Raw genomic sequence first — 21,282 nt, forward strand, 5'->3', positions numbered from 1 at the left:
ATGCGAGCCGCAGCGGTCGCCCTGCCGCTTGCACCGCCGGTTATCTTTTGTAATACTTCACAAGACATCACAACGTCAGGAGTCTCCCATGGTTGATGCCGATCCCACCGCTGCCGCTCTCATCGCGCGGTCGAACCGCCTGGGCGCCGACCCGAAGAACACGAACTACGCCGGCGGCAACACCTCCGCGAAGGGCGCGGCGACCGATCCGGTAACCGGCCGGCCGGTCGAGCTGCTCTGGGTCAAGGGATCCGGCGGAGACCTCGGCACGCTGAAGGAATCCGGACTCGCCGTGCTGCGGCTCGACCGTCTGCTCGCGCTGACGGACATCTACCCCGGGCTCGAGCGCGAGGACGAGATGGTCGCGGCCTTCGACTACTGCCTGCACGGCAAGGGCGGCGCGGCTCCCTCGATCGACACGGCGATGCACGGCCTCGTGGATGCCGCGCACGTCGACCACCTGCACCCCGACTCCGGCATCGCGATCGCGACCGCCGCCGACGGCGAAGCGCTGACGTCCACCATCTTCGGCGACAAGGTCGTCTGGGTGCCGTGGCGGCGCCCCGGTTTCCAGCTCGGACTCGACATCGCGGCGATCAAGGCCGAGAACCCGCAGGCGATCGGCTGCATCCTGGGCGGTCATGGGATCACCGCGTGGGCCGACACCTCCGAAGAGGTCGAGGCGAACTCCCTCTGGATCATCGACACGGCCGCCGCGTACATCGCCGCGCACGGCAAGGCGGAGCCCTTCGGCGGCGTCCGCGCCGGTTACGAGGCCCTGCCTGAGAGCGAGCGTCGCGAGCGCGCCGCCGCCCTCGCCCCGACCGTCCGCGGCATCGCCTCGCACGACCGCCCCCAGATCGGCCACTTCACCGACGCCGACGTCGTGCTCGACTTCCTGGCGTCCGAGAAGGCGCCGGCTCTCGCCGCCCTCGGCACCAGCTGCCCCGATCACTTCCTGCGCACCAAGGTCAAGCCGCTGATCCTCGACCTGCCCCCGACGGCATCCATCGAGGAGCAGACTGCGCGTCTGCACGAGCTCCACGAGGAGTACCGCGCCGACTACCAGGCCTACTACGACGCGCACGCGTCGACGGACTCCCCCGCGATCCGGGGCGCCGACCCGCTCATCGTCCTGATCCCCGGCGTCGGCATGTTCTCCTACGGCGCCAACAAGCAGACCGCCCGCGTGGCCGGCGAGTTCTACGTCAACGCCATCAACGTGATGCGCGGCGCAGAGGCGCTGTCCACCTACTCCCCCATCTCCGACGCCGAGAAGTTCCGCATCGAGTACTGGGCGCTGGAGGAGGCGAAGCTGCAGCGGATGCCGAAGCCCAAGAGCCACCAGGGCCGTATCGCGTTCGTCACGGGTGCGGCATCCGGGATCGGGAAGGCCATCGCCACCCGTCTCGCGGCGGAGGGCGCCTGCGTCGTCATCGCCGACCTCGACCTCGAGAAGGCGCAGGCCGCCGCGGCGGAGCTCGGGAACACCGACGTCGCGATCGGCGTCGCGGCGAACGTGGCGGATGCCGACGCGATCCAGGCCGCGCTGAACCAGGCGCTGCTCGCGTTCGGCGGCGTCGACCTCGTCGTGAACAACGCGGGGCTCTCCCTCTCGAAGCCGCTGCTGGAGACCACCGAGAAGGACTGGGACCTGCAGCATGACGTGATGGCGAAGGGCTCGTTCCTCGTCTCGAAGGCTGCGGCCCGGGCGCTCATCGACCAGAAGCTCGGCGGTGACATCATCTACATCTCGTCGAAGAACTCGGTCTTCGCGGGCCCGAACAACATCGCCTACTCGGCGACCAAGGCCGACCAGGCGCACCAGGTGCGGCTGCTGGCCGTGGAGCTCGGGGAGTACGGTATCCGTGTGAACGGCATCAACCCCGACGGCGTCGTGCGCGGCTCCGGCATCTTCGCCTCGGGCTGGGGCGCCAACCGCGCCGCGACCTACGGCGTGGCCGAAGAGGACCTGGGCCAGTACTACGCGAACCGCACGATCCTCAAGCGAGAGGTCGTGCCCGAGAACGTGGCGGATGCCGTCTTCGTGCTCACCGGACCCGAGCTCAGCCGCACGACCGGACTCCACATCCCCGTCGACTCCGGCGTCGCCGCGGCCTTCCTGCGATGACCTCCTCGGTCGGGAGGACGTCATGACCCTGCGCGCCGTCGCGGCCGTCGACCTCGGGGCGACCAGCGGTCGGGTCATGATCGGGCGCGTCGACGAGGGCACGCTCGAGCTCGAGCTCGTCTCCCGCTTCCCCAACGGCCCCGTCGAACGCGAGGACGGCCTGCACTGGGACTTCGCGGCGCTGTACGAGCACGTGGTCGAGGGGCTGGCGCAGGCGGTCCGACGGGAGCCGGCGATCGAGAGCATCGGCATCGACTCGTGGGCCGTCGACTACGGGCTCCTCGCGCACGGCGAGCTGCTCGCCGAGCCCTTCCACTACCGGGACGAGCGGACGGCGCGCGGCGTCGAGGAGGTGCACGCGATCGCCCCCTTCACCGAGCTCTACGGTCGCAACGGCCTGCAGTTCCTGCCGTTCAACACCCTGTACCAGTACCGCGTCGACACGCGCCTCGCCGACGCCGACACGGCGCTGCTCATCCCGGATCTCCTCGCCTTCCTCCTCACCGGCGCGCGCGTCGCCGAGCGCACCAACGCCTCGACGACAGGGCTGCTGCGCGTCGGGAGCGGGGAGTGGGACACCGAGCTCGCAGATCGGCTGGGCATCCCCGCCGCCCTGCTGCCGGATCTCGTCGACCCCGGCACGGTGGTCGGCGAACTCCGCCCCGAGCTGGTCGAGCGCATCGGCGCCCGACTGCCGGTCATCGCCGTCGGCTCGCACGACACCGCCTCCGCGGTCGCAGCGGTGCCGATGGCCACGCCCTCGGCGGCGTACATCTCGTGCGGCACCTGGGGCCTCGTGGGTCTGGAGCTGACGGACCCGGTGCTGACGGATGCCGCGCGCGACGCGAACTTCACGCACGAGCTCGGCGTCGATGGCCGCTACCGGTTCCTGCACAACGTCACCGGGCTCTGGCTGCTCAGCGAGACGGTGCGCGCCTGGGAGGCCGAGGACGGCACACCCGTCGACCTGCCGGAGCTGCTGGCCGCGGCATCCGCCGTCGACGAGGACGTGCCGCTGTTCGATGCGAACGACCCGTCGCTCAGCGCGCCGGGCGACATGCCGACCCGTATCGCGGCCCTTCTGGGCGCGGACGCTCCGTCGTCGAGAGCGGGCTTCGCGCGGAGCATCGTCGAGTCGATCGCGGCGGCGTTCGCGGAGGCCGTGCAGACGGCATCCGCTCTCGCCGGACCCGAGATCGACGGCATCCACCTCGTCGGCGGCGGGTCGCTCAACCGCCTGCTCTGCCAGGCGACGGCCGACCGCACGGGCCTCCCCGTGCTGGCCGGCCCCGTCGAGGCGACCGCTCTCGGCAACGTGCTGGTGCAGGCGCGCGCGCTCGACGCCGCACCTTCGACGCTGGAGGATCTGCGCGCGCTGGTCGCGGCGACCCACGCCCCCACGCGCTTCGAACCGCGCGGGTAGCGGGAGCCATCGGTCACGCCGGGACGGAACCACCCGCGTTCGCGGCCGCGAGCAGCTGCTCGACCTGCTCGTGCGAGACGTCGACGCCGGGGAAGCCGATGAGTCGGCCGATCGGGAACGAGGCCATCATCTTCTCCATCGCCTCGTCGTTCGGCATCATCGACGCCGCCGAGGAGTCGGCACCGGACAGCTCGCCGAGGAAGCCGCCGAGGGCGCCCATGACGATCGGCCCGGCGATCGGGTGCGCCAGGACGTCTCCGACCGAGGAGTTCAGCGTGAGCGGGAGGAGGATCTCGTCCCCCTCGACCTGCGCCGAGACCGTCGCGCGGATGTCGCGGCTGGATGCGGCGACATCGACGGTGTACTCGCCGCCCTCGACGATCCACCGATCCACGCGCACGTCCCAGTACGCGAGGTCCTGGCGGCGCACCACGAGCTCGACGGTCCTGGTCTCTCCGGCGGCGAGCTCCACAGAGGCGAAGGCCTTGAGCTCGCGCGGCGCGCGCTGCACGATCGACCGGACCGGCGCGACGTACACCTGCACGACCTCGCGTCCGTCGCGGGCACCCGTGTTCGTCACCTCGAGGTGCACGACGATGTCGCCGTCGGGGCCGACCTCGGCGGTCGTGCTGCCGTAGGCGAAGGTCGTGTAGGACAGCCCGTGACCGAAGGGGAACGTCACGTCGAGCCCCTTCGCGTCATACCAGCGGTAGCCGACGAGCAGGCCCTCGCCGTAGCGGACGTGCCCGAACTCACCGGGGAAGTTGCCGAAGGAGGGGTTGTCCGCCAGGCGCACCGGAATCGTCTCGGTGAGCTTCCCCGAGGGGTTGACGGCACCGTAGAGCACGTCGGCGACGGCGCTGCCTCCCGCCTGGCCCAGCAGCCAGCTCTCCACGATCGCGGGCACGCGGTCGGCGAAGGGCAGGGCGACCACGCCGCCGTTGGACAGGACGACCACCGTGTGCGGGTTCGCCTCGACCACGGCATCGAGCAGGACGAGCTGGTCGGCGGGAAGGTCGATGTGCTCGCGATCGAAGCCCTCGGATTCCTCCGCTGCGGGCAGGCCGAGGAAGACCACGGCCACCTCGGCGGCGGCAGCCACCGCGACGGCCTCGGCCCGCAGCTCGTCCGCCGGACGACCGGATGCCGCGATCGCACCGCCCTCGACGGCGAAGGCCGGAGCGTAGGACACGAGGTCGCCGCCGACGGCTCGCAGCGCGTCGAGCGCCGTGTCGACGCGGGTGGGGTTGATCAGCGAGGAACCGGCGCCCTGGAAGCGGGGCTCCGTCGCGAAGGCGCCGATGACCGCGATCCGCCGCGTCGGCGCGAGCGGCAGGACGGGCCCCTGCCCTTCGACAGGCTCGGGAACCGCGCGACGGGCCTCGTTCTTGAGGAGCACGATCGACCGACCGGCCGCCTCGCGGGCGAGAGCATGATGGGCGTCGACGTCGAGCGGACCATCGACGACGGGGCGCTCACCCGCCTTGCGCACGAGGTCGACGATGCGGGCGGCGGCGGTGTCGAGCACGCTCTCATCGAGCGTCGCGGCGCGCACGGCCGCGACGAGCTGCGCGTCGGTGCGTCCGCCGGATGCCGGCATCTCGAGGTCGAGCCCCGCGGCGACGCCGGCGACGCGGTCGTTCACGGCGCCCCAGTCCGAGACGACGAGCCCGTCGAAGCCCCAGTCCTCGCGCAGCACGCTCGTGAGCAGCCACGGGTCCTCCGAGGTCCAGACGCCGTTGAGCTTGTTGTACGAGCACATGACCGTCCACGGCGCGGCATCCTTCACGACCCGCTCGAAGCCGCGCAGGTAGATCTCGCGCAGCGGACGAGGATCGACGTCGGAGCTCGCACGCATCCGGTCGAACTCCTGGTTGTTCGCGGCGAAGTGCTTGAGCGACGTGCCGACGCCCTGCGACTGCACGCCGCGCACGGAGGCGGCGCCGAGCACGCCCGAGACGATCGGATCCTCGGAGAAGTACTCGAAGTTGCGCCCGCACAGCGGCGACCGCTTGATGTTGATCCCGGGTCCGAGCACGACCGCGACGTCTTCGATCGCGGCCTCGACACCGATCGCCGCGCCGACCCGCTCGATGAGCTCCGGATCCCACGACGAACCGATGCCGACGGCGGGCGGGAAGCAGGTCGCCGGAACGCTGCTGGAGAGACCCAGGTGATCCGTGCCGCCCATCTGCTTGCGGAGGCCGTGCGGGCCGTCGGTCATCATCACCGAGCGGATGCCGGCCCGATCGACCGCTTTCGTGGTCCAGAAGTCCGCGCCGCTGGTCAACGACGCCTTCTCCTCGAGGGTCAGGTCGGAGGCCGAGATCTCGGTCATGGTCTTCCTTTCGCAGCGACGGCGGTGTCCTTGCGAAAACTATATGCCCTTCAGTATTAGATTCCAAACGTCATTCAGGATTAGTCTCGACTCATGGCTGTCCGAGGTTCTTACGCGAAGGGCGTCGCGCGACGCGAGGAGATCCTCGAGAGCGCGCTCGACGTCATCGGCCGGAAGGGATACCAGAACGCGTCTCTCAAGGAGATCGCCGAGGTCGTCGGTGTGACTCCCGCCGCCCTCCTGCACTACTTCGGCTCGAAGGAGGAGCTCTTCACCGCGGTGCTGCGCAAGCGCGACGAGCACGACGGCCTCGATCCCGCCTTCCTCGACGCGGAGGGGGCGAGGGACGGCTTCCTCGAGGTCATCCGCCACAACACGCAGGTGCCCGGCCTGGTCGCCCTGTTCTCACGACTCGCGGTGGATGCCGCCGACCCCGCTCATCCCGCGCACGACTACTTCCTCGAGCGCAGCGAGCGGCTGCGCTCGAGCATCGCCGAGAGCTTCACGAACGACGACCAGCGTCCGGCCCTCGACCCCGACACCCTGGCGCGGATCATCCAGGCGGCATCGGACGGCCTGCAGCTGCAGTGGATGATCGACCCGACGGTCGACATGCCCGGCATCATGGCCGCGCTGATCGACACGCTGGCCCCGTCGCCCGCGCGCGGCGACTAGCCCTTCACCGCTCCCCCGAGTCCTGCCGAGCGCAGGAACACGGACTGGAAGACCAGGAACATCGCGATCGGGATGAGCGTGGCGATCGCGAGCGCGGCGAGGAAGACGTCGAGCTCGGTCTGCGACTGCACGGCGGGAAGCCGCACCGACAGCGGCTGCACGGCGGGGTCGGGCAGCACCAGCATCGGCCAGAGGTAGTCCTTCCACGCGGCGATGATCGCGAACACCGAGACGACGCCGAGGATCGGTTTCGACATCGGCAGCACGATCGACCAGAACAGGCGGAACGGGCCCGCGCCGTCCGTGCGGGCGGCCTCGAAGACCTCGCGAGGCAGCGAGTCGAAGAACCGCTTCACGAGCAGGATGTTGAAGGCGTTCGCCCCCATCGGCAGCCACACCGCGAGGTAGTTGTTGAGCAGGCTCACGTCGCCCAGCAGCGGCGGATGCACGATCGTCAGGTACAGCGGCACCAGCAGCACGATGCCGGGGATGAACAGCGTGGCGAGCACGAGCGCGTTCAGCAGCGGCGCGTACCGCGGCTGCAGCACGGACAGCGCGTAGCCCGCGGTCGTCGCGATGAACAGCTGCACGAACCAGGCGCCGAGCGCGATGACGACCGTGTTCAGGAAGTACTGGTCGATGTGGATGTCGTTCCACGCCGCCTGAAGGTTCGCCCAGTCGATGCCGTTCGGCCAGAGCGCGAAGGGCTGCTGCAGGGTGTCCTGCGTGGGCGTCACCGCCGACTTCGCGAGCCACAGGATCGGCCCGAGTCCGGCGACCACCAGCCCGACTGCGAGGAACACGTGCGTGATCGACATCCCGACGCGGATGCCGGGGCGCCGGCGCTCCGAGTCGGAGATCACGGTGCGATCCCCCACGCGGTCGGCGGCGCGTTCTGCGGCTCGCTCCGCCGCGCGCGTCGAGAGGCGGGTCGTGAGGCTCATGTCGTGCTCCATCGGTCGGTCAGCGTGAAGTACAGCCAGGAGAGGACGGCCAGCACGATCGCGAGCAGCACCGAGACCGCGGTCGCCTCGCCGTAGTCGCCGCCCAGGCTGTTCCGGAAGGCCTTGTCGTAGATGTACAGCAGCACGGTCTTCGTCGCGCCGGCAGGACCGCCGCCGGTGAACAGGAACGGCTCGAGGAACACCTGCGCGGTCGCGATGACCTGCAGGATCAGCATGATGAAGAGGATGCCGCGCAGCTGCGGCAGCGTGACGTGCCAGACCTTCTTCCAGATGCCGGCGCCGTCGACCTCCGCCGCGTCGTAGAGCTCGGGTGGGACGCCCAGCAGAGCGGCGAGGTAGATGATGATCGAGCCGCCGGCCCCGGCCCAGGTGGCTTCGAGCACGAGGGACGGCATCGCCTGCACGGCATCCTGGATCCACGGCTGCGGCGGGATGCCCACCCAGCCGAGCACGGTGTTGAAGACGCCCGACGGATCGGCGCTGTAGAAGAACTTCCACAGCAGCACGGCGACGACCGGGGGGATGACGACCGGGAGATAAGCAAGGGCGGAGTAGAGACCCTTGCCGCGGCGGACCTCGCTCATCAGCACCGCCATCAGCAGCGGCAGCGGGAACCCGAAGAGCAGCGCGAGCACCGCGAACCAGAGCGTGTTGATCACGGCCCGACCGAGCTCGGGGTCGCCGATCACCGCGAGGTAGTTGTCGAAGCCGACCCATTCCGCGACGATCAGGTTCGTCTTCTGCAGGCTCATGATCACGGACTGCACGATCGGCGACCAGGAGAAGAACACGAACACGAACAGCATCGGCAGGACGAACACGAGGTTCGCCAGCCCGCCGCCGCGATACCAGGTGAGCGGTGAGCGGCGGCGGGGTCGGCGCACAGCGGGCGGCGGAGAATCCTCCACCGCCGCCCGCTGTTCGGAGAGCGTCATCGTCATCGACTACTCGTCGAGCTTCGCCTGCGCCTCGGTCTGCACCTGAGCGAGGAGAGCGTCGATGTCGGCGTTCTGGTCCGTGAGCACGGTCTGTACGACCGAGTCGAGAAGCGAGTAGACCTCCTGGGTCTTCACCTTCGGCTCGCCGACCGGCGTCTGATCCCAGATGCGCTCGCTGAACGGCTTCATCTGATCGACGGGGACGTTGATGTAATCGGCGATCCACTCCTGCGACTCGTCATAGAGCTCACGACTGAGCACCGGCAGCAGCGGTGTGCCGACCGCCTGGCCCGACTCGTCGAGCGTCTTGGCGTCGAGCACCGCGGCGTCCTTGTCCATGAGCTTCTGCATGTAGTACCAGTCGATCCACTCGACGCCGGCGGCCTTGGTCTTCTCGTCGATGGTCGGGCTCATCACGGCGATGTCCCCACCGCCGAGCGTGCCCGGGTCGTCGCCCTCGAGCGGGACCACGGTCATGCCGTAGATCGCGGAGTCCATGCCGAAGTCGCGCACCAGCGCCGTGTAGATGTCGGAGCCCGACGTGTACATGCCGATGTTGCCGGCGGCGAACTCCTGGTTGATCGTGCCCCAGTCGAGGTCGACCTTCGACCCGAAGGAGCCGTCCGTCCACTTCACGTCATGCAGGAACTGGAGCGCTGCCTTCGTCGCATCGTTGTCGATGGTCGACTCCGCCGTGCCGTCGCCGTTGTCGGTCTGCGTGCGTCCGCCGCGGGCGACGGTCTGCGAGGTGAGCTGCCAGCCGCCGGTGTTGTTGATCGCCATCTGCGCGTAGCCGGCCTTGCCGGTCGCATCCGTGATCGCCTTCGCGGCCTCGCGGATCTCGTCCCATGTCTGCGGCGGGTTGTCGGGGTCGAGACCCGCCTGCTCGAACAGATCGCGGTTGTAGTGGAGTGCCGCGGCGTAGGCCTGGCGCGGGAACCCGTAGAGCTTGCCGTCGTCGCCCGTGACGCCGTCGAGGATGATCGGGTTGAACTTGTCGGTGTAGCCGAGCTCGTCGATCGCGTCGGTGACGTCCATGAGCTGCCCGTTCTCGAGGAGCGTCTTGGAGTCGGTGAACGGCACGGTGAAGACGTCGGGCAGGCTGCCGCCGGCGAGCTGCACGGCGAAGGTCGGACCCTCCCACTCGTACTCGACCCCGATGATGTCGATGTCGGGGTGCTCCTTCTCGAACTGCTTCTCCTGCGCCGCGAACGCGTCGTAGGCCGCGGCATCGGCCCCGGGCGGGAACGTCGCGACGCGCAGCTCGGTCTTGCCGCTCGCGCTGCCCTCGTCTCCGCCTGCGGAGCAGCCGGCGAGAGCGGTGACCGTGGCCAGCACGGCGACGCCGGCGACCAGGGTCCTCTTCGGTGACTTCATCGTCTTTCCTTCCATGTGATTGCTGATCGGGTCGTGCAGGGTTCAGTGGTGCGCTCCGCCGGCGCGCTCCGGCAGCGGGCGCAGGGCGAGCCAGGCCGTGGAGTCGGGCGGCAGCGCACCGTCGAGAGGCGTGCTGGCGAGGAGGACCTCGTGGTGCGCGGGCAGCGGCACCGGCGTCGGACCGAGGTTCGTGATGCTCAGCACCCCGTCGCCGCGCCGGAAGGCCAGCACGTCGGCGCCGAGCTCCAGCCAGGAGAAGCCGCCTTCGGCGAGGTCCTCGACGTCGCGGCGCAGCGCGATCGCGTCGCGGTACAGATTCAGCGTGGATGCCGGGTCGTGCTCCTGCGCGTCGACGCTGAGGGGCGCCCAGTCCCCCGGTTGCGGGAGCCAGGGCGTCCCGCCGAACCCGTAGGGGGTCGCGGTGCCGGACCAGGGCAGCGGCACGCGGCATCCGTCCCGCCCCGGGTCGACCCCGCCGGAGCGGAAATGCATGGGGTCCTCGATCGCGTCGAGCGGCAGCTCCACCTCCGGAAGTCCCAGCTCGTCGCCCTGATAGATGTAGAGGCTGCCGGGGAGGGCTGCCACGAGCAGCGCGGCGGCGCGCGCCCGCTCCCGCCCGCGCGCGGCATCGGTCGGGGTCCCGAAGCGCTTGCGATCGAAGGCGAACGAGGAGTCGGCCCGGCCGTAGCGCGTCGCCGGGCGGGTGACGTCGTGGTTGGACAGCACCCAGGTGGCCGGGGCGCCCACGGGCGCATGCTCGGCGAGCGTGCGGGTGATCGAGTCGCGCATGGCCTGCGCGCTCCACGGCTGCGTCATGAAGCCGAAGTTGAAAGCGGTGTGCATCTCGCCGGGGCGCAGGTAGCGGGCGAAGCGCTCGGCGTCTTCGAGCCACACCTCCCCCACGAGCACCCGCTCGCCGTCGTACTCGTCGGCGACGGCGCGCCAGTCCCGGTAGATGTCGTGCAGCTCGTCGCGATCGATGTGCGGATGCCCGATCGCCGGCGCGCTCCCGGGAGGCAGATCCGGGAGGGCCGCGTCCTTGACCGGCAGCGCGGCGGAGTCGATGCGCACGCCGGCGACCCCGCGGTCGAACCAGAAGCGCAGGATGTCCTCGTGCTCGCGCCTCACGTCGGGGTGGTTCCAGTTGAGGTCCGGCTGCTCGGGCGTGAACAGGTGCAGGTACCACTCACCGGGCGTGCCGTCGGGGTTCCGCGTGCGCGTCCAGGTCTCGCCCTGGAAGCTGGAGACCCAGTTGGTGGGGATGCCGTCGCCGGTCTCCCCACGCCCGGGATGGAACCAGAAGCGCTCGCGCTCGGGACTCCCCGGGCCCGCGGCCAGTGCACGCTGGAACCACTCGTGCTGATCGGAGATGTGATTGGGGACGATGTCGATGATCGTGCGGATGCCGAGCGCGAGGGCCTCGGCGATGAGCTGCTCCGCCTCCTCCAGCGTGCCGAACCGCGGGTCGATGTCGCGGTAGTCCTGCACGTCGTATCCGCCGTCGGCCAGCGGGCTCCGGTACCAGGGGTTGAACCAGAGAGCATCGACGCCGAGGCTCTTGAGGTACCCGAGGCGCGTGCGGACTCCGGCGAGGTCGCCGACACCGTCGCCGTTCCCGTCCGCGAAGCTGCGCACGTAGACCTGGTAGATCACGGCCGTGCGCCACCATCCCTCATCCGCCGGCAGGGTGGCGGTGCGTGCAGGCACGGGGGCGGTGCTGCGCAGAACATCGGTGTCCACGGAACTCCTCGTCGTCGGTGGCGATGTCCCGAATGTAGCTTTACCTCACGTTTGGCGCAAGAACTAAACAATTTGTCGCAATTTTGCGATTCTTGCGGACCGCATGAAAGTCGGCGGCGGGCCGACCGGATCCCGAAGGGTCAGGCCAGAGGCCCCGTCGACGCCCGGAGGACGAGCTCGGGCTCGAAGAGGAGCTCGTCGATCGGCTGAGCCGTGCCGGCGATCTGCGCGAGGAGGAGGGCGATCACCGCCCGCCCCATGGACTCGATCGGCTGACGCACCGTCGTCAGGGGCGGTTCGGTGCAGCTCATCAGGGCGGAGTCGTCGAAGCCGACCACGCTCACGTCTCCGGGGACCGAGAAGCCCGCGCGGCGGGCCGCGCGCACGGCGCCGAGCGCCATCGGATCACTCGCGCAGACGATCGCGGTCGCCCCGGCCTCGAGGAGGCGTGCAGCCCCGGCCTGCCCCGATTCGAGGGAGTACATGCCGCGGACGACGAGGTCGTCGGAGAGCGGGGTGCCGAGTCGCTCGAGCAGTCGGCGCGCGGCGTCGAGCTTCCGCTGCGACGGCACATGATCGCCCGGGCCGAGCAGGAGGCCGATCCGCCGGTGCCCCAGCTGGTGCACGTGGAGCACGGCCTGCTCGGCGGCGGCGGCATCGTCGGTGGAGACCGTGGCGAACTGCAGCTCGGGGACGCGGGCGTTGACCAGCACGGTCGGCAGGTTGACCTGACGCAGCCTCTCGTAGTGCTGGTGCGCGGCATCCGCCTGCGTGTAGTTGCCGCCGAGGAAGATCACTCCGGACACCTGCTGGGCGAGGAGCAGGTCGATGTAGTCCGACTCGGTGACGCCGCCCGCGTTCTGCGTGCACAGCAGGGGCGTGTACCCGTTCTGCGTCAGGGCGCCGCCGACGATCTCGGCGAAAGCCGGGAAGATCGGATTCTGCAGCTCGGGCAGCACGAGGCCGACCAGTCGCGCACGCTCGCCCCGCAGCTTCGTCGGCCGCTCGTAGCCGAGCACGTCGAGAGCGGTGAGCACCGCCTGGCGCGTCGCACTCGAGACGCCCGGCTTGTCGTTCAGCACGCGGCTGACCGTGGCCTCGCTCACACCGACCTTGCGCGCCACCTCGGCGAGTCGCTTCGACATGGGGTCAGTGTACGCAAGTTCTTGCAAGATCGCGCAAACGCGCTGCAAGCGCGGAGGATGCTACTCGCGGACGTTGCCGTTCGAGCAGGTCTGCTGCGCGGCGGAGTTGCCCTTGATCGTGTCGGGGAGCTGGACCACCGTCGGGTCCGGGGTCGCGCCGTCCACAGGCGGCGCGGCCTCCTGCACGACCACACCGTCGTTGCTGGTGTTCTGGTGCGTGATCTGCAGCTGCGCGTTCGCCGCGATGGCGTCCCACATGACGCTCGCCGCCTGCTCGTTGGGCACGACCTTGTTCGGATCGTCGCTGTCGCCGACGGTCGGGTACTGCAGGAAGACGATGTCCTCGAACGGCACCGACTTCACGGCCAGGGCGATCTGCACGATCTTCATCGGGTCGGCGAGCGAGGTGCTGGTCTCGAGGTTGTTGAGACCGATGTTCGCGAGCTTCAGCATGACCGGCACGTTGCCGAGCGTCTCGCCGCTGATCAGCGCGCGAGCGAGGCTCGACATGTACTGCTGCTGGTTGCCGATGCGGCCGAGGTCGCTGCCGTCGCCGACGCCGTGGCGGGTGCGGAGGAACTGCAGCGCCTGCAGGCCCTGCAGGTAGTGCGTTCCCGCCTCCATGTCGAGGCCGGTGTACACGTCGTCGATCGGGCTGGCGAGGCAGACCTCGACGCCGCCGATCGCGTTCGTGATCTCGATCACGCCGCCGAAGGTGACCGAGGCCGCGAACTGGATCTCCTGCCCGGTGAGCGCGGAGATCGTCTTGGCGACGCAGTTCAGCCCGGCGTCGGTGTAGGCGACGTTGAGCGGCTGCTTGCTCATGCCCGAGTGCACTTCACCCTCGGGGTCGGTGCACTCCGGGATCGGGACCATCAGGTCGCGGGGGAAGCTGACGACGGTGATGCGACGAGGCTCCTGCGAGACGTGGACCAGGAGGTTCACGTCGTTGAGCGTGCCTTCGGAATCCGCACCGGTGCAGCGATCGCCGAAGAGGTCCTTGTACTTCTCCTCGCACGTGTCGACACCGGTGAGGACGAGGTTGAAGCCCTCTTTGTACTCTCCGATGTCCGGCGGGAGCTGCTCCTGCCCCTCGAGGTCGACCGCGTTGGCGGAGACCGTGCTGGAGAAGTCGTAGAGGATGTACGCGCCGACGCCGAAACCGCTGACGAGCACCACGGCGAGGCCGATGGCGAGGAACTTCAACAGCTGCCCGACTGCCCCCGGGGTGCGCTGCTGACCGTGTCGCGCGATGGTGCGACGCCGTCGGGAGTTCTCGCTCACTCGTGGCCTTTCGGGGTTCAGTATGCGGAGGGTGTGGGATTCGAACCCACGAGACATCTCTGCCCACTGGTTTTCAAGACCAGCTCCATCGGCCGCTCGGACAACCCTCCCGACAGACGAATCTGCCGACAACGCGTGAGTCTAGCCGAGTTCTATTCTGACGCGTCGACCTGGGCGGGTGCTGGAAGCGTGTCGAGAGCCGTCGCCAGGCCGCCATCGGCCACGTCGTCCGTGACCTCGCTCGCGGCATCCTTCACCTCGTCCGGAGCCTGCCCCATCGCCACCGCACGACCTCCGTGGGACCGCGCCCAGCCGAACATGCCGATGTCGTTGCGGCCGTCGCCGGCCACGAGCACGCGACTGCCGTCGACGCCGAGCGCGGTGCGCACCTGCTCCAGGGCGGTGCCCTTGTCGACGCCCTGCGGGGCGATGTCGAGCCACGCGGTCCAGCCGATCGCGTAGGAGACCTCGTTGAGCCCGGCATCCGCCACCAGTCGGTGGAAGTCCTCCTCGTCGTGGCCCGGCGAGACGACGACGATGCGCGAGACCGGCTCGGCTCCCAGCTCGTCGAAGTCGACCTGGCGTCCGCCGTCGAGGGTCCAGTCGTCGAGCTGCGCGGTGTAGAGACGCTGCGCGGAGGCGAGCTCGACCATGTATCGCGCGTCCGGCAGGCGCTCCTGCAGCAGTGCGAGGACCGGCCGCGGATCGAAGGTCTCGATCTTCCAGCGCTCCCACTCCCCGTCGACGCGGCGCATGGTCACGGCGCCGTTCGAGCAGACCACGTACTCCGCCGTCAGGCCGAGCTCCTCGACATAGCGTCGCGTCGCCATCCAGCTGCGGCCGGTGGCGATGGTGACCTCGTGCCCCGCCTCCCGCACACGGGCGACCGCCTCGGGCACACCGGGACTCATCGTCTCGTCCTGCAGCAGGATCGTGCCGTCGACGTCGAGGCCGACGAGCCAGGGTTCGCTCATGAGGTGGATCCCTGCGGGCGGATCACGTCGAGTCCGCCGAGGTACGGGCGCAGCACCTCGGGCACGCGCACCGATCCGTCGACCTGCTGGTGGGTCTCGAGCAGAGCGACGATCCAGCGCGTGGTGGCGAGGGTGCCGTTGAGCGTGGCCACGTGCTGCGTCTTCGCAGCCCCCTCCGCTGCACCCTGGGTCCCCGAGCCCGTCGAAGGGGCGGGCCGGTGACGCACGTCCAGCCGGCGCGCCTGGAAGGTCGTGCAGTTCGAGGTCGACGTGAGCTCGCGGAACGCCCCCTGGGTCGGAACCCAGGCCTCGATGTCGTACTTGCGTGCGGCGCTCGACCCCAGATCGCCGGCCGCGACGTCGATCACGCGGTAGGCGAGGCCGAGCGAGGTGAGCATCTCCTCCTGCAGCGCGACGAGGCGGAGGTGCTCGGCCTCCGCGTCGTCGGGGTTCGTGTAGACGAACATCTCGAGCTTGTTGAACTGGTGGACCCGGATGATGCCGCGGGTGTCCTTGCCGTGCGAGCCGGCCTCGCGGCGGTAGCAGGTGGACCAGCCGGCGTAGCGGAGGGCGCCGTCCGTCAGATCGACGATCTCGTCCTTGTGGTACCCGGCGAGCGCGACCTCGCTGGTGCCGACGAGGTATAGGTCGTCGTCCTTGTCGAGGTGGTAGACCTCGTCGGCGTGCTCGCCGAGGAAGCCGGTTCCCTGCATGATCTCCGGCCGCACGAGGGTCGGCGTGATCAGCGGCACGAAGCCGTTCTGCAGCGCCTTGTCGAGGGCGAGGTTCATGAGGGCGATCTCGAGGCGCGCGCCGATGCCGCGGAGGAAGTAGAAGCGCGCACCCGACACCTTCGCGCCGCGTTCCATGTCGATCGCCCCGAGGAGCTCGCCGAGCTCGAGGTGATCACGGGGCTCGAAGTCGAAGGCGGGCACGTCGCCGACGCGGCGCAGCTCGACGAAGTCGGCCTCGCCGCCCGCCGGGACGCCGTCGATCACGACGTTCTCGATCCGGGCGAGCGCCGCCGCCGCTGCCTCCGATGCCTCGTTCGCCGCCTGCTGCGCCTGCTTGACGCGGTCGGCGAGCTCCTTGGCCTGGGCGACGAGAGCCGCCTTCTCGTCCTTCGGCGCCTTCGCGACCTGCTTGCCGAACGCGTTCTGCTCGGCGCGCAGCTCCTCGAACGTCGTCAGCGCGGCACGACGCGATCGGTCGGCCTCGAGTGCGATGTCGACGGTGCCCTGGTCGTTTCCACGGGCGGCCTGCGAACGGCGGACGATCTCCGGCTGGTCGCGGAGGAGTGCGAGGTCGATCATCCACCAAGTCTAGAGCGCGTGCCGGGGGCGTCAGCCGCGCCCGGTGAGCCCCCGCCACGCCTGAGCGAGACGTGCCACGCCCTCGGTCAGGTCCTGCTCGCTCACCTCCGAGAACGACAGACGAGCGAACCCGCGGAAGCCCTCACCCTCAGCCGCGAACCACTCGCCCCGCTGGTAGGTGACGCCGCGGTCCTGTGCGGCCTCGAAGAGCTGCGCGAAGTCGAGGTCACAGCCGAGACGCGCCCACGCGAAGAACCCGCCCTGCGGCTGCGCCACCTCGACCGCGTCGCCGAACTCCGTCCGCAGCGCCGTGACCAGCACCTGGGCCTTGCGGGCGTACCCCGCGCCCGCCGCGGTGATCGAGGCGTCCAGTCGCTCGTCGCCCAGCATCCGCTCGACGACGGCCTGCAGGATGCCGCTGGTCTGGCCGTCGAGCCGGTTGCGCAGGCGGGTGACGCGCTCCGAGAGCCCGGCCGCGAGCACGATCCAGCCGAGACGCAGTCCGGGCCCGAGCGTCTTCGAGAACGTGTTCACCGCGATCACCCGATCGGACGCGCGGAACGCGCGACGGTCGGGCACCGCGACGCCGGGGAACGAGATGGCACGGTAGGGGTCGTCGGCGATGATCGTGAACCCGTACTTCTCGGCGAGGGCGACGAGTGCGGCTTCCTTCTCGGCGCTCAGCGTGACTCCGGACGGGTTCTGGAACGTCGGGACGGTGAACAGCGCCTTGGGGCGGAGCCCGGCACGGAGGCGCCGCTCGAGCTCGTCCACGTCGATGCCGTCCGGTCCCACCGCGACGGGGGCGACCTCGACGCCGATCAGGTCGAGCACACGGAGGAAGAGCGGATACACCGGGTCGTCGACGACGATCAGGTCCCCCGGATCGAGCGTGCTGAGCACGGCGAGGGCGAGGCCGTGCGCTCCGCCGTTCGTCACGAGGATCCGGTCGGCGGACACGCCCTCGCGCGCGGCGATCGCCGCGCGCAGCTGCGGCAGGCCCGGGGCGGGCGTGTACTTGAGGAGCGGCGCGAAATCCGCGCTCTCGGTCACGGCGCGGAACGCGTCGCGATAGATGTCCAGGGGAAGCAGATCCGTGGCCGGGTTTCCGCCGCCGAGATCGATCGAGCCCGGTGCGAGCCGGATGAGCGTCGCATCGCCGAAGCCCTGGCGCGCAGGGAGCCCGGCCAGCAGGGCGCTCGGAGTCGGGGCGAGGTCGGTCATGGGGGTCCGATCGGTTCAGGGGCAGAAGGGGACGAGCCGGGGATCGGCGTCGCCGTCGAGGTCTCGAGCGATCAGCTCGCCGAGCAGGGGGGCGAGCGTGACGCCGCTGTGCGTGAGGGCCACATACACATCATCCGCGACGGCGCCGACGAGCGGCATCCCGTCGGCGGCGTGCGGGCGCGCCGCGTGGTCGACGCGCACGCTCGCCGCGGCGGGGAGTCGCCACCCGAGTGCGTGCTCGATCTCGTCGCGCAGGGCCGGCCAGACCGTGTCGACGGATGCCGTGACGCCGGCATCCCGCAGATCGGCTTCGATGCGCAGGCTCTGCGCGGCGATCCGCCCGTCGCCGTCGGGGCGCACCTGGAGCCCGGCGACGGAGCGGATGCGGTCGATCGGATGCCCGTCGACCTCGATCCGTGCAAGGAAGCCGTCGTCGCCGGCCGAGGACGACAGCCGCTGCACCCGCGGAGACACCGCCGCGACCAGCGCAGCGGTGCCGGTGCCGGCCGCCACGACGATCAGGTCCGCCGGTCCGACGAGGCCGCGCAGGTGCTCCAGCGAGGCCACAGGCGTCGCATCGCGCACCGTGCCGCCGGCGCTGCGAAGATCGGCGAGCTGCGCCGCGAGGAATGCCTCCGTGTCGACGTAGCCGTCATCGGGATACACGACGTCGTCGATCTCGGCTCCCGTGCGGATGAACCACGGGATGTCGTGTGCGGCGGAGCGCTCGGCGTGCCGACGCCTGCCGTCGGCATTCAACCGCCGGTACGACGCCGGTTCCTTGCCATGGTCGTTCACCCAGGCGAAGCTCGCTCGTGAGGCTTCCGTGCTCCCGGCCGGCTCGGCGGCGAGCAGGACGACATCCGCTCCGCGCTCGGCGATCCGCGCCGCGACGCACGCGCCGACCACGCCCGCCCCCACGACGACGACACGTCGGCGTGCGAGGGCGGCGTGATCACGGCGCGCGGTCGACGTCATCCGTCGATGAAGTGCCGGGCGATCCGGTTGCCGATGAACTGCACCAGCTGCACCAGGGCGATCAGCACGATGATGATGAGGATCATGACGGCGTAGTCGAAGCGCTGGTATCCGTACGTGAGGGCGAGGTTTCCGAGTCCGCCGCCGCCGACCGCTCCGGCGACGGCTGTCGCGTCGATCAGCGCGACGAAGATGAACGTCAGCGACAGGAGCAGCGGCCCGAACGCCTCGCGCACCACGAACCCGAAGAGGATGTGCAGAGGCGAGGCTCCGAAGGCCTTGGCCGCCTCGATGACACCGGGATCGACCGCGACGAGATTCGACTCGGCGACGCGCGCGATGCCGACGGAAGCCGCGATCGTCAGCGGCAGGATCGCGGCAGCCGGCCCGATGCTGGTGCCGATGAGGGCGCGGGTGAGCGGCGTCAGGGCGATGAGCAGGATGATGAACGGGATCGGGCGCAGCGTGTTCACGACGATGTTCAGGGTCGTGTGCACGATGCGGCTGTGCAGCAGCTGTCCCGGGCGCGTGGCGTAGAGGAAGATCCCGAGGATCAGACCGATCACCGAGGCGAGGAAGAACGCGACCGAGACCATGAAGAGCGTCTCGCCGAGCGCGCGGGCGACCTTCGGGATCACCACGTCGAGGTCGAGGACGTCGAGGCTCACCATGTCGTCACCTCCGTCCGGGTCGAGAGCGCAGCGACGAACCGGTCGACGGCGGCGTCCTCACCGTGGAGCGCGAGGCTGAGCTGCCCGTACGGCAGGTTCTTCACGCGCGCGACGCCGCCCTGGATGATCGAGAAGTCGACCTCGTGGATGCGGGCGAGCGACGAGAGCAGCGGCCCTTCCGCGACCGCGCCGTCCATCGCCACCGAGATGCGGCGACCGGCGAAGCTCGATGCCAGCTCGGCGCGCTGCGCGTCGCTGAGGAACGTGCGCGTGTACGAGCCGACCAGGTTCGCGGTGACCGGATGCTGCGGCCGGGCGAGGATCTGGTGGATGTCCCCCGATTCGACGACGTCGCCGTCGCTGAGGATCGAGACGCGGTCGGCCAGCTGGCTCATCACGTCCATCTCGTGCGTCACCACGACGATCGTGATCCCGAACTCCTGATTCACCGAGCGGAGCAGGTCGACGATCTCGGTCGTCGTCTGCGGATCGAGCGCGCTCGTCGCCTCGTCGGCCAACAGCACCGACGGCTTCGCCGCGATCGCGCGGGCGATCCCCACACGCTGCTTCTGACCGCCGGAGAGCTGCCGCGGACGCGCGAAGGCCTTGCCGCCGAGCCCCACGAAGTCGAGCAGCTCGGCCACGCGCCGCGAGATCTCGTCGTCCTTCCAGCCCGCGAGCTTGAGGGGCGTGGCGATGTTACTGAAGACCGTGCGCGAGTTCCAGAGGTTGAACTGCTGGAACACCATCCCGATGCCGTGCCGCAGCGTGCGCAGCTCGGCGGGCGGCAGTGCGTGCACATCGACGCCGTCGACCAGCACGCGCCCCTCGGTGGGAGCCTCGAGACCGTTGATCATGCGCAGCAGCGTGGACTTGCCCGCTCCGGAACGCCCGATCAGTCCGTAGACCTCTCCGGCATGCACCGTGATGTCGACATCGCGGAGCACCCGGACGGGCTCGCCCTTCCCTCGGGCGGGGTAGTCCTTCGACACCCCGGAGAGCTGGATGCGCTCTGTCATTCGATCCTCGGTCTGGTCGTGCGGCTGCTCCGCACCGTGGCGGACTACTGGGCGACGAGCTCGGCGAGCGCTTTGCGGAGGTCGTCGACGGGGAGTTCGACGATGGTGGCCTCGCCGCGCTTCTCCTCTTCGAGTGCCGCGACCACGCGCTTGTCGCGGTAGGTCTTCTCCAGCAGCGCCCAGGCCGGGTCGTCGGCGCGGTCTGCGGTCGTCGCGACCACGATCACGTACGGGCTCGACGTGGTGGCCGAGGAGTCCTCGAGCACGAGGGCGTCGTCGCTGGTGATCTCGAGCGCGGGGTCGAAGTCGTCGGTCGCGATCACGACGGCGGAGATGGTCGGGTCGCTGTAGCTGGTCTGCACCGATTCGTGGGCGATGCGCACGAGCTCGATGCCGCGCGGGTTCGAGGTGATGTCCTCCTCGGTCGGGAAGACGCCGGCGTTCTCGTCGACCTCGATGACACCGGCCGTCTGCAGGATGAAGAGGGCGCGGGAGAAGTTCGCCGGGTCGTCGGGCACGGCGACCTTGGCACCCTCCGGGATGTCATCGGCGGAGTCGAGATCGTCCGAGAACAGTCCCCATGCCGAGATCACGGTCGAGAAGACCGGCGTGATGTCCGACCCGTTCTCCTTGTTGAACTGGCTGAGCCAGGCGACGTGCTGGAAGGAGTTGCCGTCGACCTCGCCCTCGACGAGGGCGGTGTTCGGCAGGTAGGGGTCGTCGAAGTTCACGAAGGTGAGGTCGAGTCCGTTCTCCTTGCCGACCTCGATGATGGCGTCCTGGAAGTCGCTCTGCGCGGTGTCGGCGATCGTGAGGGGGATCAGCTCCTCCCCGCCGTCGCCGGAGGCCTCGGGGGCGGAGTTCTGCACGACGATCGGGATCACGAACGCGGCGGCGATCGCGACGACCGCGACGGCCCCGCCGATCAGCCACAGGCGCGTGCGCGACTTCTGCTTCGAGAGGTGCGCGTCGATCTCGTTCTGGGTCTGGTTCTGCTCTGACATGTCGTGCTCCTGCGAGGTGGGCCGGTCGTCGGGAGTGCGTCCATCGTCCGCGCCGGCCGATCGGGACGGCGGCGCGGGGAGAT

Annotated in this window: 17 protein-coding genes and 1 tRNA gene; 3 read left to right on the plus strand and 15 right to left on the minus strand. The window is 69.8% G+C overall.

Features of this window, described 5'->3' with window-relative positions:
* The first annotated feature begins 88 nt into the window (after window positions 1–88).
* Together LBN7_RS06245 and LBN7_RS06250 are read left to right on the plus strand one after the other, a co-directional pair.
* Window positions 89–2,131 (plus strand): bifunctional aldolase/short-chain dehydrogenase, encoded by a 2,043-nt coding sequence (locus LBN7_RS06245; RefSeq protein WP_407361271.1) that lies wholly within the window; start codon window positions 89–91, stop codon window positions 2,129–2,131.
* A 22-nt stretch (window positions 2,132–2,153) separates the two neighbouring features.
* On the plus strand, window positions 2,154–3,554 hold the full coding sequence (locus LBN7_RS06250) for a rhamnulokinase family protein (RefSeq protein WP_407361272.1): 1,401 nt from the start codon (window positions 2,154–2,156) through the stop codon (window positions 3,552–3,554).
* 13 nt (window positions 3,555–3,567) lie between these two features.
* On the opposite strand, the gene LBN7_RS06255 is transcribed toward LBN7_RS06250, so the two are convergent.
* A complete protein-coding gene (locus tag LBN7_RS06255; RefSeq protein ID WP_407361273.1) occupies window positions 3,568–5,892 on the minus strand; it encodes a glycoside hydrolase family 3 C-terminal domain-containing protein in 2,325 nt (774 codons plus the stop codon).
* A gap of 93 nt (window positions 5,893–5,985) precedes the next feature.
* On the opposite strand from LBN7_RS06255, the gene LBN7_RS06260 reads away from it, so the two are divergent.
* The gene (locus LBN7_RS06260) at window positions 5,986–6,567 is read left to right on the plus strand and encodes a TetR/AcrR family transcriptional regulator (protein WP_407361274.1); all 582 of its coding nucleotides are present in this window, start codon (window positions 5,986–5,988) and stop codon (window positions 6,565–6,567) included.
* On the opposite strand, the gene LBN7_RS06265 is transcribed toward LBN7_RS06260, so the two are convergent.
* The 14 genes from LBN7_RS06265 to LBN7_RS06330 all read right to left on the minus strand — a co-directional run bounded on the left by LBN7_RS06265 (window position 6,564) and on the right by LBN7_RS06330 (window position 21,199).
* The gene (locus tag LBN7_RS06265; RefSeq protein ID WP_407361275.1) at window positions 6,564–7,511 is read right to left on the minus strand and encodes a carbohydrate ABC transporter permease; all 948 of its coding nucleotides are present in this window, start codon (window positions 7,509–7,511) and stop codon (window positions 6,564–6,566) included. The two genes, LBN7_RS06260 and LBN7_RS06265, sit on opposite strands and share 4 nt — an antisense overlap.
* Window positions 7,508–8,473, minus strand: a complete 966-nt coding sequence (locus LBN7_RS06270; RefSeq protein ID WP_407361276.1) for a carbohydrate ABC transporter permease — start codon at window positions 8,471–8,473, stop codon at window positions 7,508–7,510. The genes LBN7_RS06265 and LBN7_RS06270 overlap by 4 nt, the downstream gene beginning before the upstream one ends.
* A 3-nt stretch (window positions 8,474–8,476) precedes the next feature.
* The gene (locus tag LBN7_RS06275; RefSeq protein ID WP_407361277.1) at window positions 8,477–9,847 is read right to left on the minus strand and encodes an ABC transporter substrate-binding protein; all 1,371 of its coding nucleotides are present in this window, start codon (window positions 9,845–9,847) and stop codon (window positions 8,477–8,479) included.
* A 42-nt stretch (window positions 9,848–9,889) separates the two neighbouring features.
* Window positions 9,890–11,587, minus strand: coding sequence for a glycoside hydrolase family 13 protein (locus LBN7_RS06280; protein WP_407361278.1), 1,698 nt, complete (start codon window positions 11,585–11,587; stop codon window positions 9,890–9,892).
* 140 nt (window positions 11,588–11,727) lie between these two features.
* Window positions 11,728–12,732, minus strand: a complete 1,005-nt coding sequence (locus LBN7_RS06285; RefSeq protein ID WP_116634220.1) for a LacI family DNA-binding transcriptional regulator — start codon at window positions 12,730–12,732, stop codon at window positions 11,728–11,730.
* A gap of 60 nt (window positions 12,733–12,792) precedes the next feature.
* Window positions 12,793–14,016: an LCP family protein gene (locus LBN7_RS06290; protein ID WP_407361279.1), complete on the minus strand. Its 1,224-nt coding sequence runs from the start codon at window positions 14,014–14,016 to the stop codon at window positions 12,793–12,795.
* A gap of 25 nt (window positions 14,017–14,041) precedes the next feature.
* Window positions 14,042–14,126, minus strand: a tRNA-Ser gene (locus LBN7_RS06295).
* A gap of 42 nt (window positions 14,127–14,168) precedes the next feature.
* Window positions 14,169–14,990, minus strand: a complete 822-nt coding sequence (locus tag LBN7_RS06300; RefSeq protein WP_116634218.1) for an HAD family hydrolase — start codon at window positions 14,988–14,990, stop codon at window positions 14,169–14,171.
* A complete protein-coding gene (serS, locus tag LBN7_RS06305; RefSeq protein ID WP_407361280.1) occupies window positions 14,987–16,303 on the minus strand; it encodes a serine--tRNA ligase in 1,317 nt (438 codons plus the stop codon). The genes LBN7_RS06300 and serS overlap by 4 nt, the downstream gene beginning before the upstream one ends.
* Before the next feature lie 30 nt (window positions 16,304–16,333).
* Window positions 16,334–17,527 (minus strand): PLP-dependent aminotransferase family protein, encoded by a 1,194-nt coding sequence (locus LBN7_RS06310; protein WP_407361281.1) that lies wholly within the window; start codon window positions 17,525–17,527, stop codon window positions 16,334–16,336.
* Between the two features lie 15 nt (window positions 17,528–17,542).
* Complete coding sequence (locus LBN7_RS06315) at window positions 17,543–18,505, minus strand: NAD(P)/FAD-dependent oxidoreductase (RefSeq protein WP_407361282.1); 963 nt, start codon at window positions 18,503–18,505, stop codon at window positions 17,543–17,545.
* Window positions 18,502–19,176, minus strand: coding sequence for a methionine ABC transporter permease (locus tag LBN7_RS06320; protein WP_116634214.1), 675 nt, complete (start codon window positions 19,174–19,176; stop codon window positions 18,502–18,504). Before LBN7_RS06320 ends, LBN7_RS06315 begins: the two co-directional genes overlap by 4 nt.
* Window positions 19,170–20,195, minus strand: coding sequence for a methionine ABC transporter ATP-binding protein (locus LBN7_RS06325; protein WP_116634213.1), 1,026 nt, complete (start codon window positions 20,193–20,195; stop codon window positions 19,170–19,172). The genes LBN7_RS06320 and LBN7_RS06325 overlap by 7 nt, the downstream gene beginning before the upstream one ends.
* Before the next feature lie 44 nt (window positions 20,196–20,239).
* Window positions 20,240–21,199, minus strand: coding sequence for a MetQ/NlpA family ABC transporter substrate-binding protein (locus LBN7_RS06330; RefSeq protein WP_407361283.1), 960 nt, complete (start codon window positions 21,197–21,199; stop codon window positions 20,240–20,242).
* Window positions 21,200–21,282 lie beyond the last annotated feature (83 nt).

This window comes from Microbacterium sp. LBN7 (genome assembly GCF_045690345.1).
Lineage (GTDB): Bacteria > Actinomycetota > Actinomycetes > Actinomycetales > Microbacteriaceae > Microbacterium.

Excerpts from the sequence above, each read along its gene's own strand:
- LBN7_RS06245 (WP_407361271.1), top strand. The coding sequence starts at position 89 with ATGGTTGATGCCGATCCCACCGCTGCCGCTCTCATCGCGCGGTCGAAC.
- LBN7_RS06250 (WP_407361272.1), top strand. The coding sequence starts at position 2,154 with ATGACCCTGCGCGCCGTCGCGGCCGTCGACCTCGGGGCGACCAGCGGT.
- LBN7_RS06255 (WP_407361273.1), bottom strand. The coding sequence starts at position 5,892 with ATGACCGAGATCTCGGCCTCCGACCTGACCCTCGAGGAGAAGGCGTCG.
- LBN7_RS06260 (WP_407361274.1), top strand. The coding sequence starts at position 5,986 with ATGGCTGTCCGAGGTTCTTACGCGAAGGGCGTCGCGCGACGCGAGGAG.
- LBN7_RS06265 (WP_407361275.1), bottom strand. The coding sequence starts at position 7,511 with ATGAGCCTCACGACCCGCCTCTCGACGCGCGCGGCGGAGCGAGCCGCA.
- LBN7_RS06270 (WP_407361276.1), bottom strand. The coding sequence starts at position 8,473 with ATGACGATGACGCTCTCCGAACAGCGGGCGGCGGTGGAGGATTCTCCG.
- LBN7_RS06275 (WP_407361277.1), bottom strand. The coding sequence starts at position 9,847 with ATGAAGTCACCGAAGAGGACCCTGGTCGCCGGCGTCGCCGTGCTGGCC.
- LBN7_RS06285 (WP_116634220.1), bottom strand. The coding sequence starts at position 12,732 with ATGTCGAAGCGACTCGCCGAGGTGGCGCGCAAGGTCGGTGTGAGCGAG.
- LBN7_RS06300 (WP_116634218.1), bottom strand. The coding sequence starts at position 14,990 with ATGAGCGAACCCTGGCTCGTCGGCCTCGACGTCGACGGCACGATCCTG.
- serS (WP_407361280.1), bottom strand. The coding sequence starts at position 16,303 with ATGATCGACCTCGCACTCCTCCGCGACCAGCCGGAGATCGTCCGCCGT.
- LBN7_RS06310 (WP_407361281.1), bottom strand. The coding sequence starts at position 17,527 with ATGACCGACCTCGCCCCGACTCCGAGCGCCCTGCTGGCCGGGCTCCCT.
- LBN7_RS06315 (WP_407361282.1), bottom strand. The coding sequence starts at position 18,505 with ATGACGTCGACCGCGCGCCGTGATCACGCCGCCCTCGCACGCCGACGT.
- LBN7_RS06320 (WP_116634214.1), bottom strand. The coding sequence starts at position 19,176 with ATGGTGAGCCTCGACGTCCTCGACCTCGACGTGGTGATCCCGAAGGTC.
- LBN7_RS06325 (WP_116634213.1), bottom strand. The coding sequence starts at position 20,195 with ATGACAGAGCGCATCCAGCTCTCCGGGGTGTCGAAGGACTACCCCGCC.
- LBN7_RS06330 (WP_407361283.1), bottom strand. The coding sequence starts at position 21,199 with ATGTCAGAGCAGAACCAGACCCAGAACGAGATCGACGCGCACCTCTCG.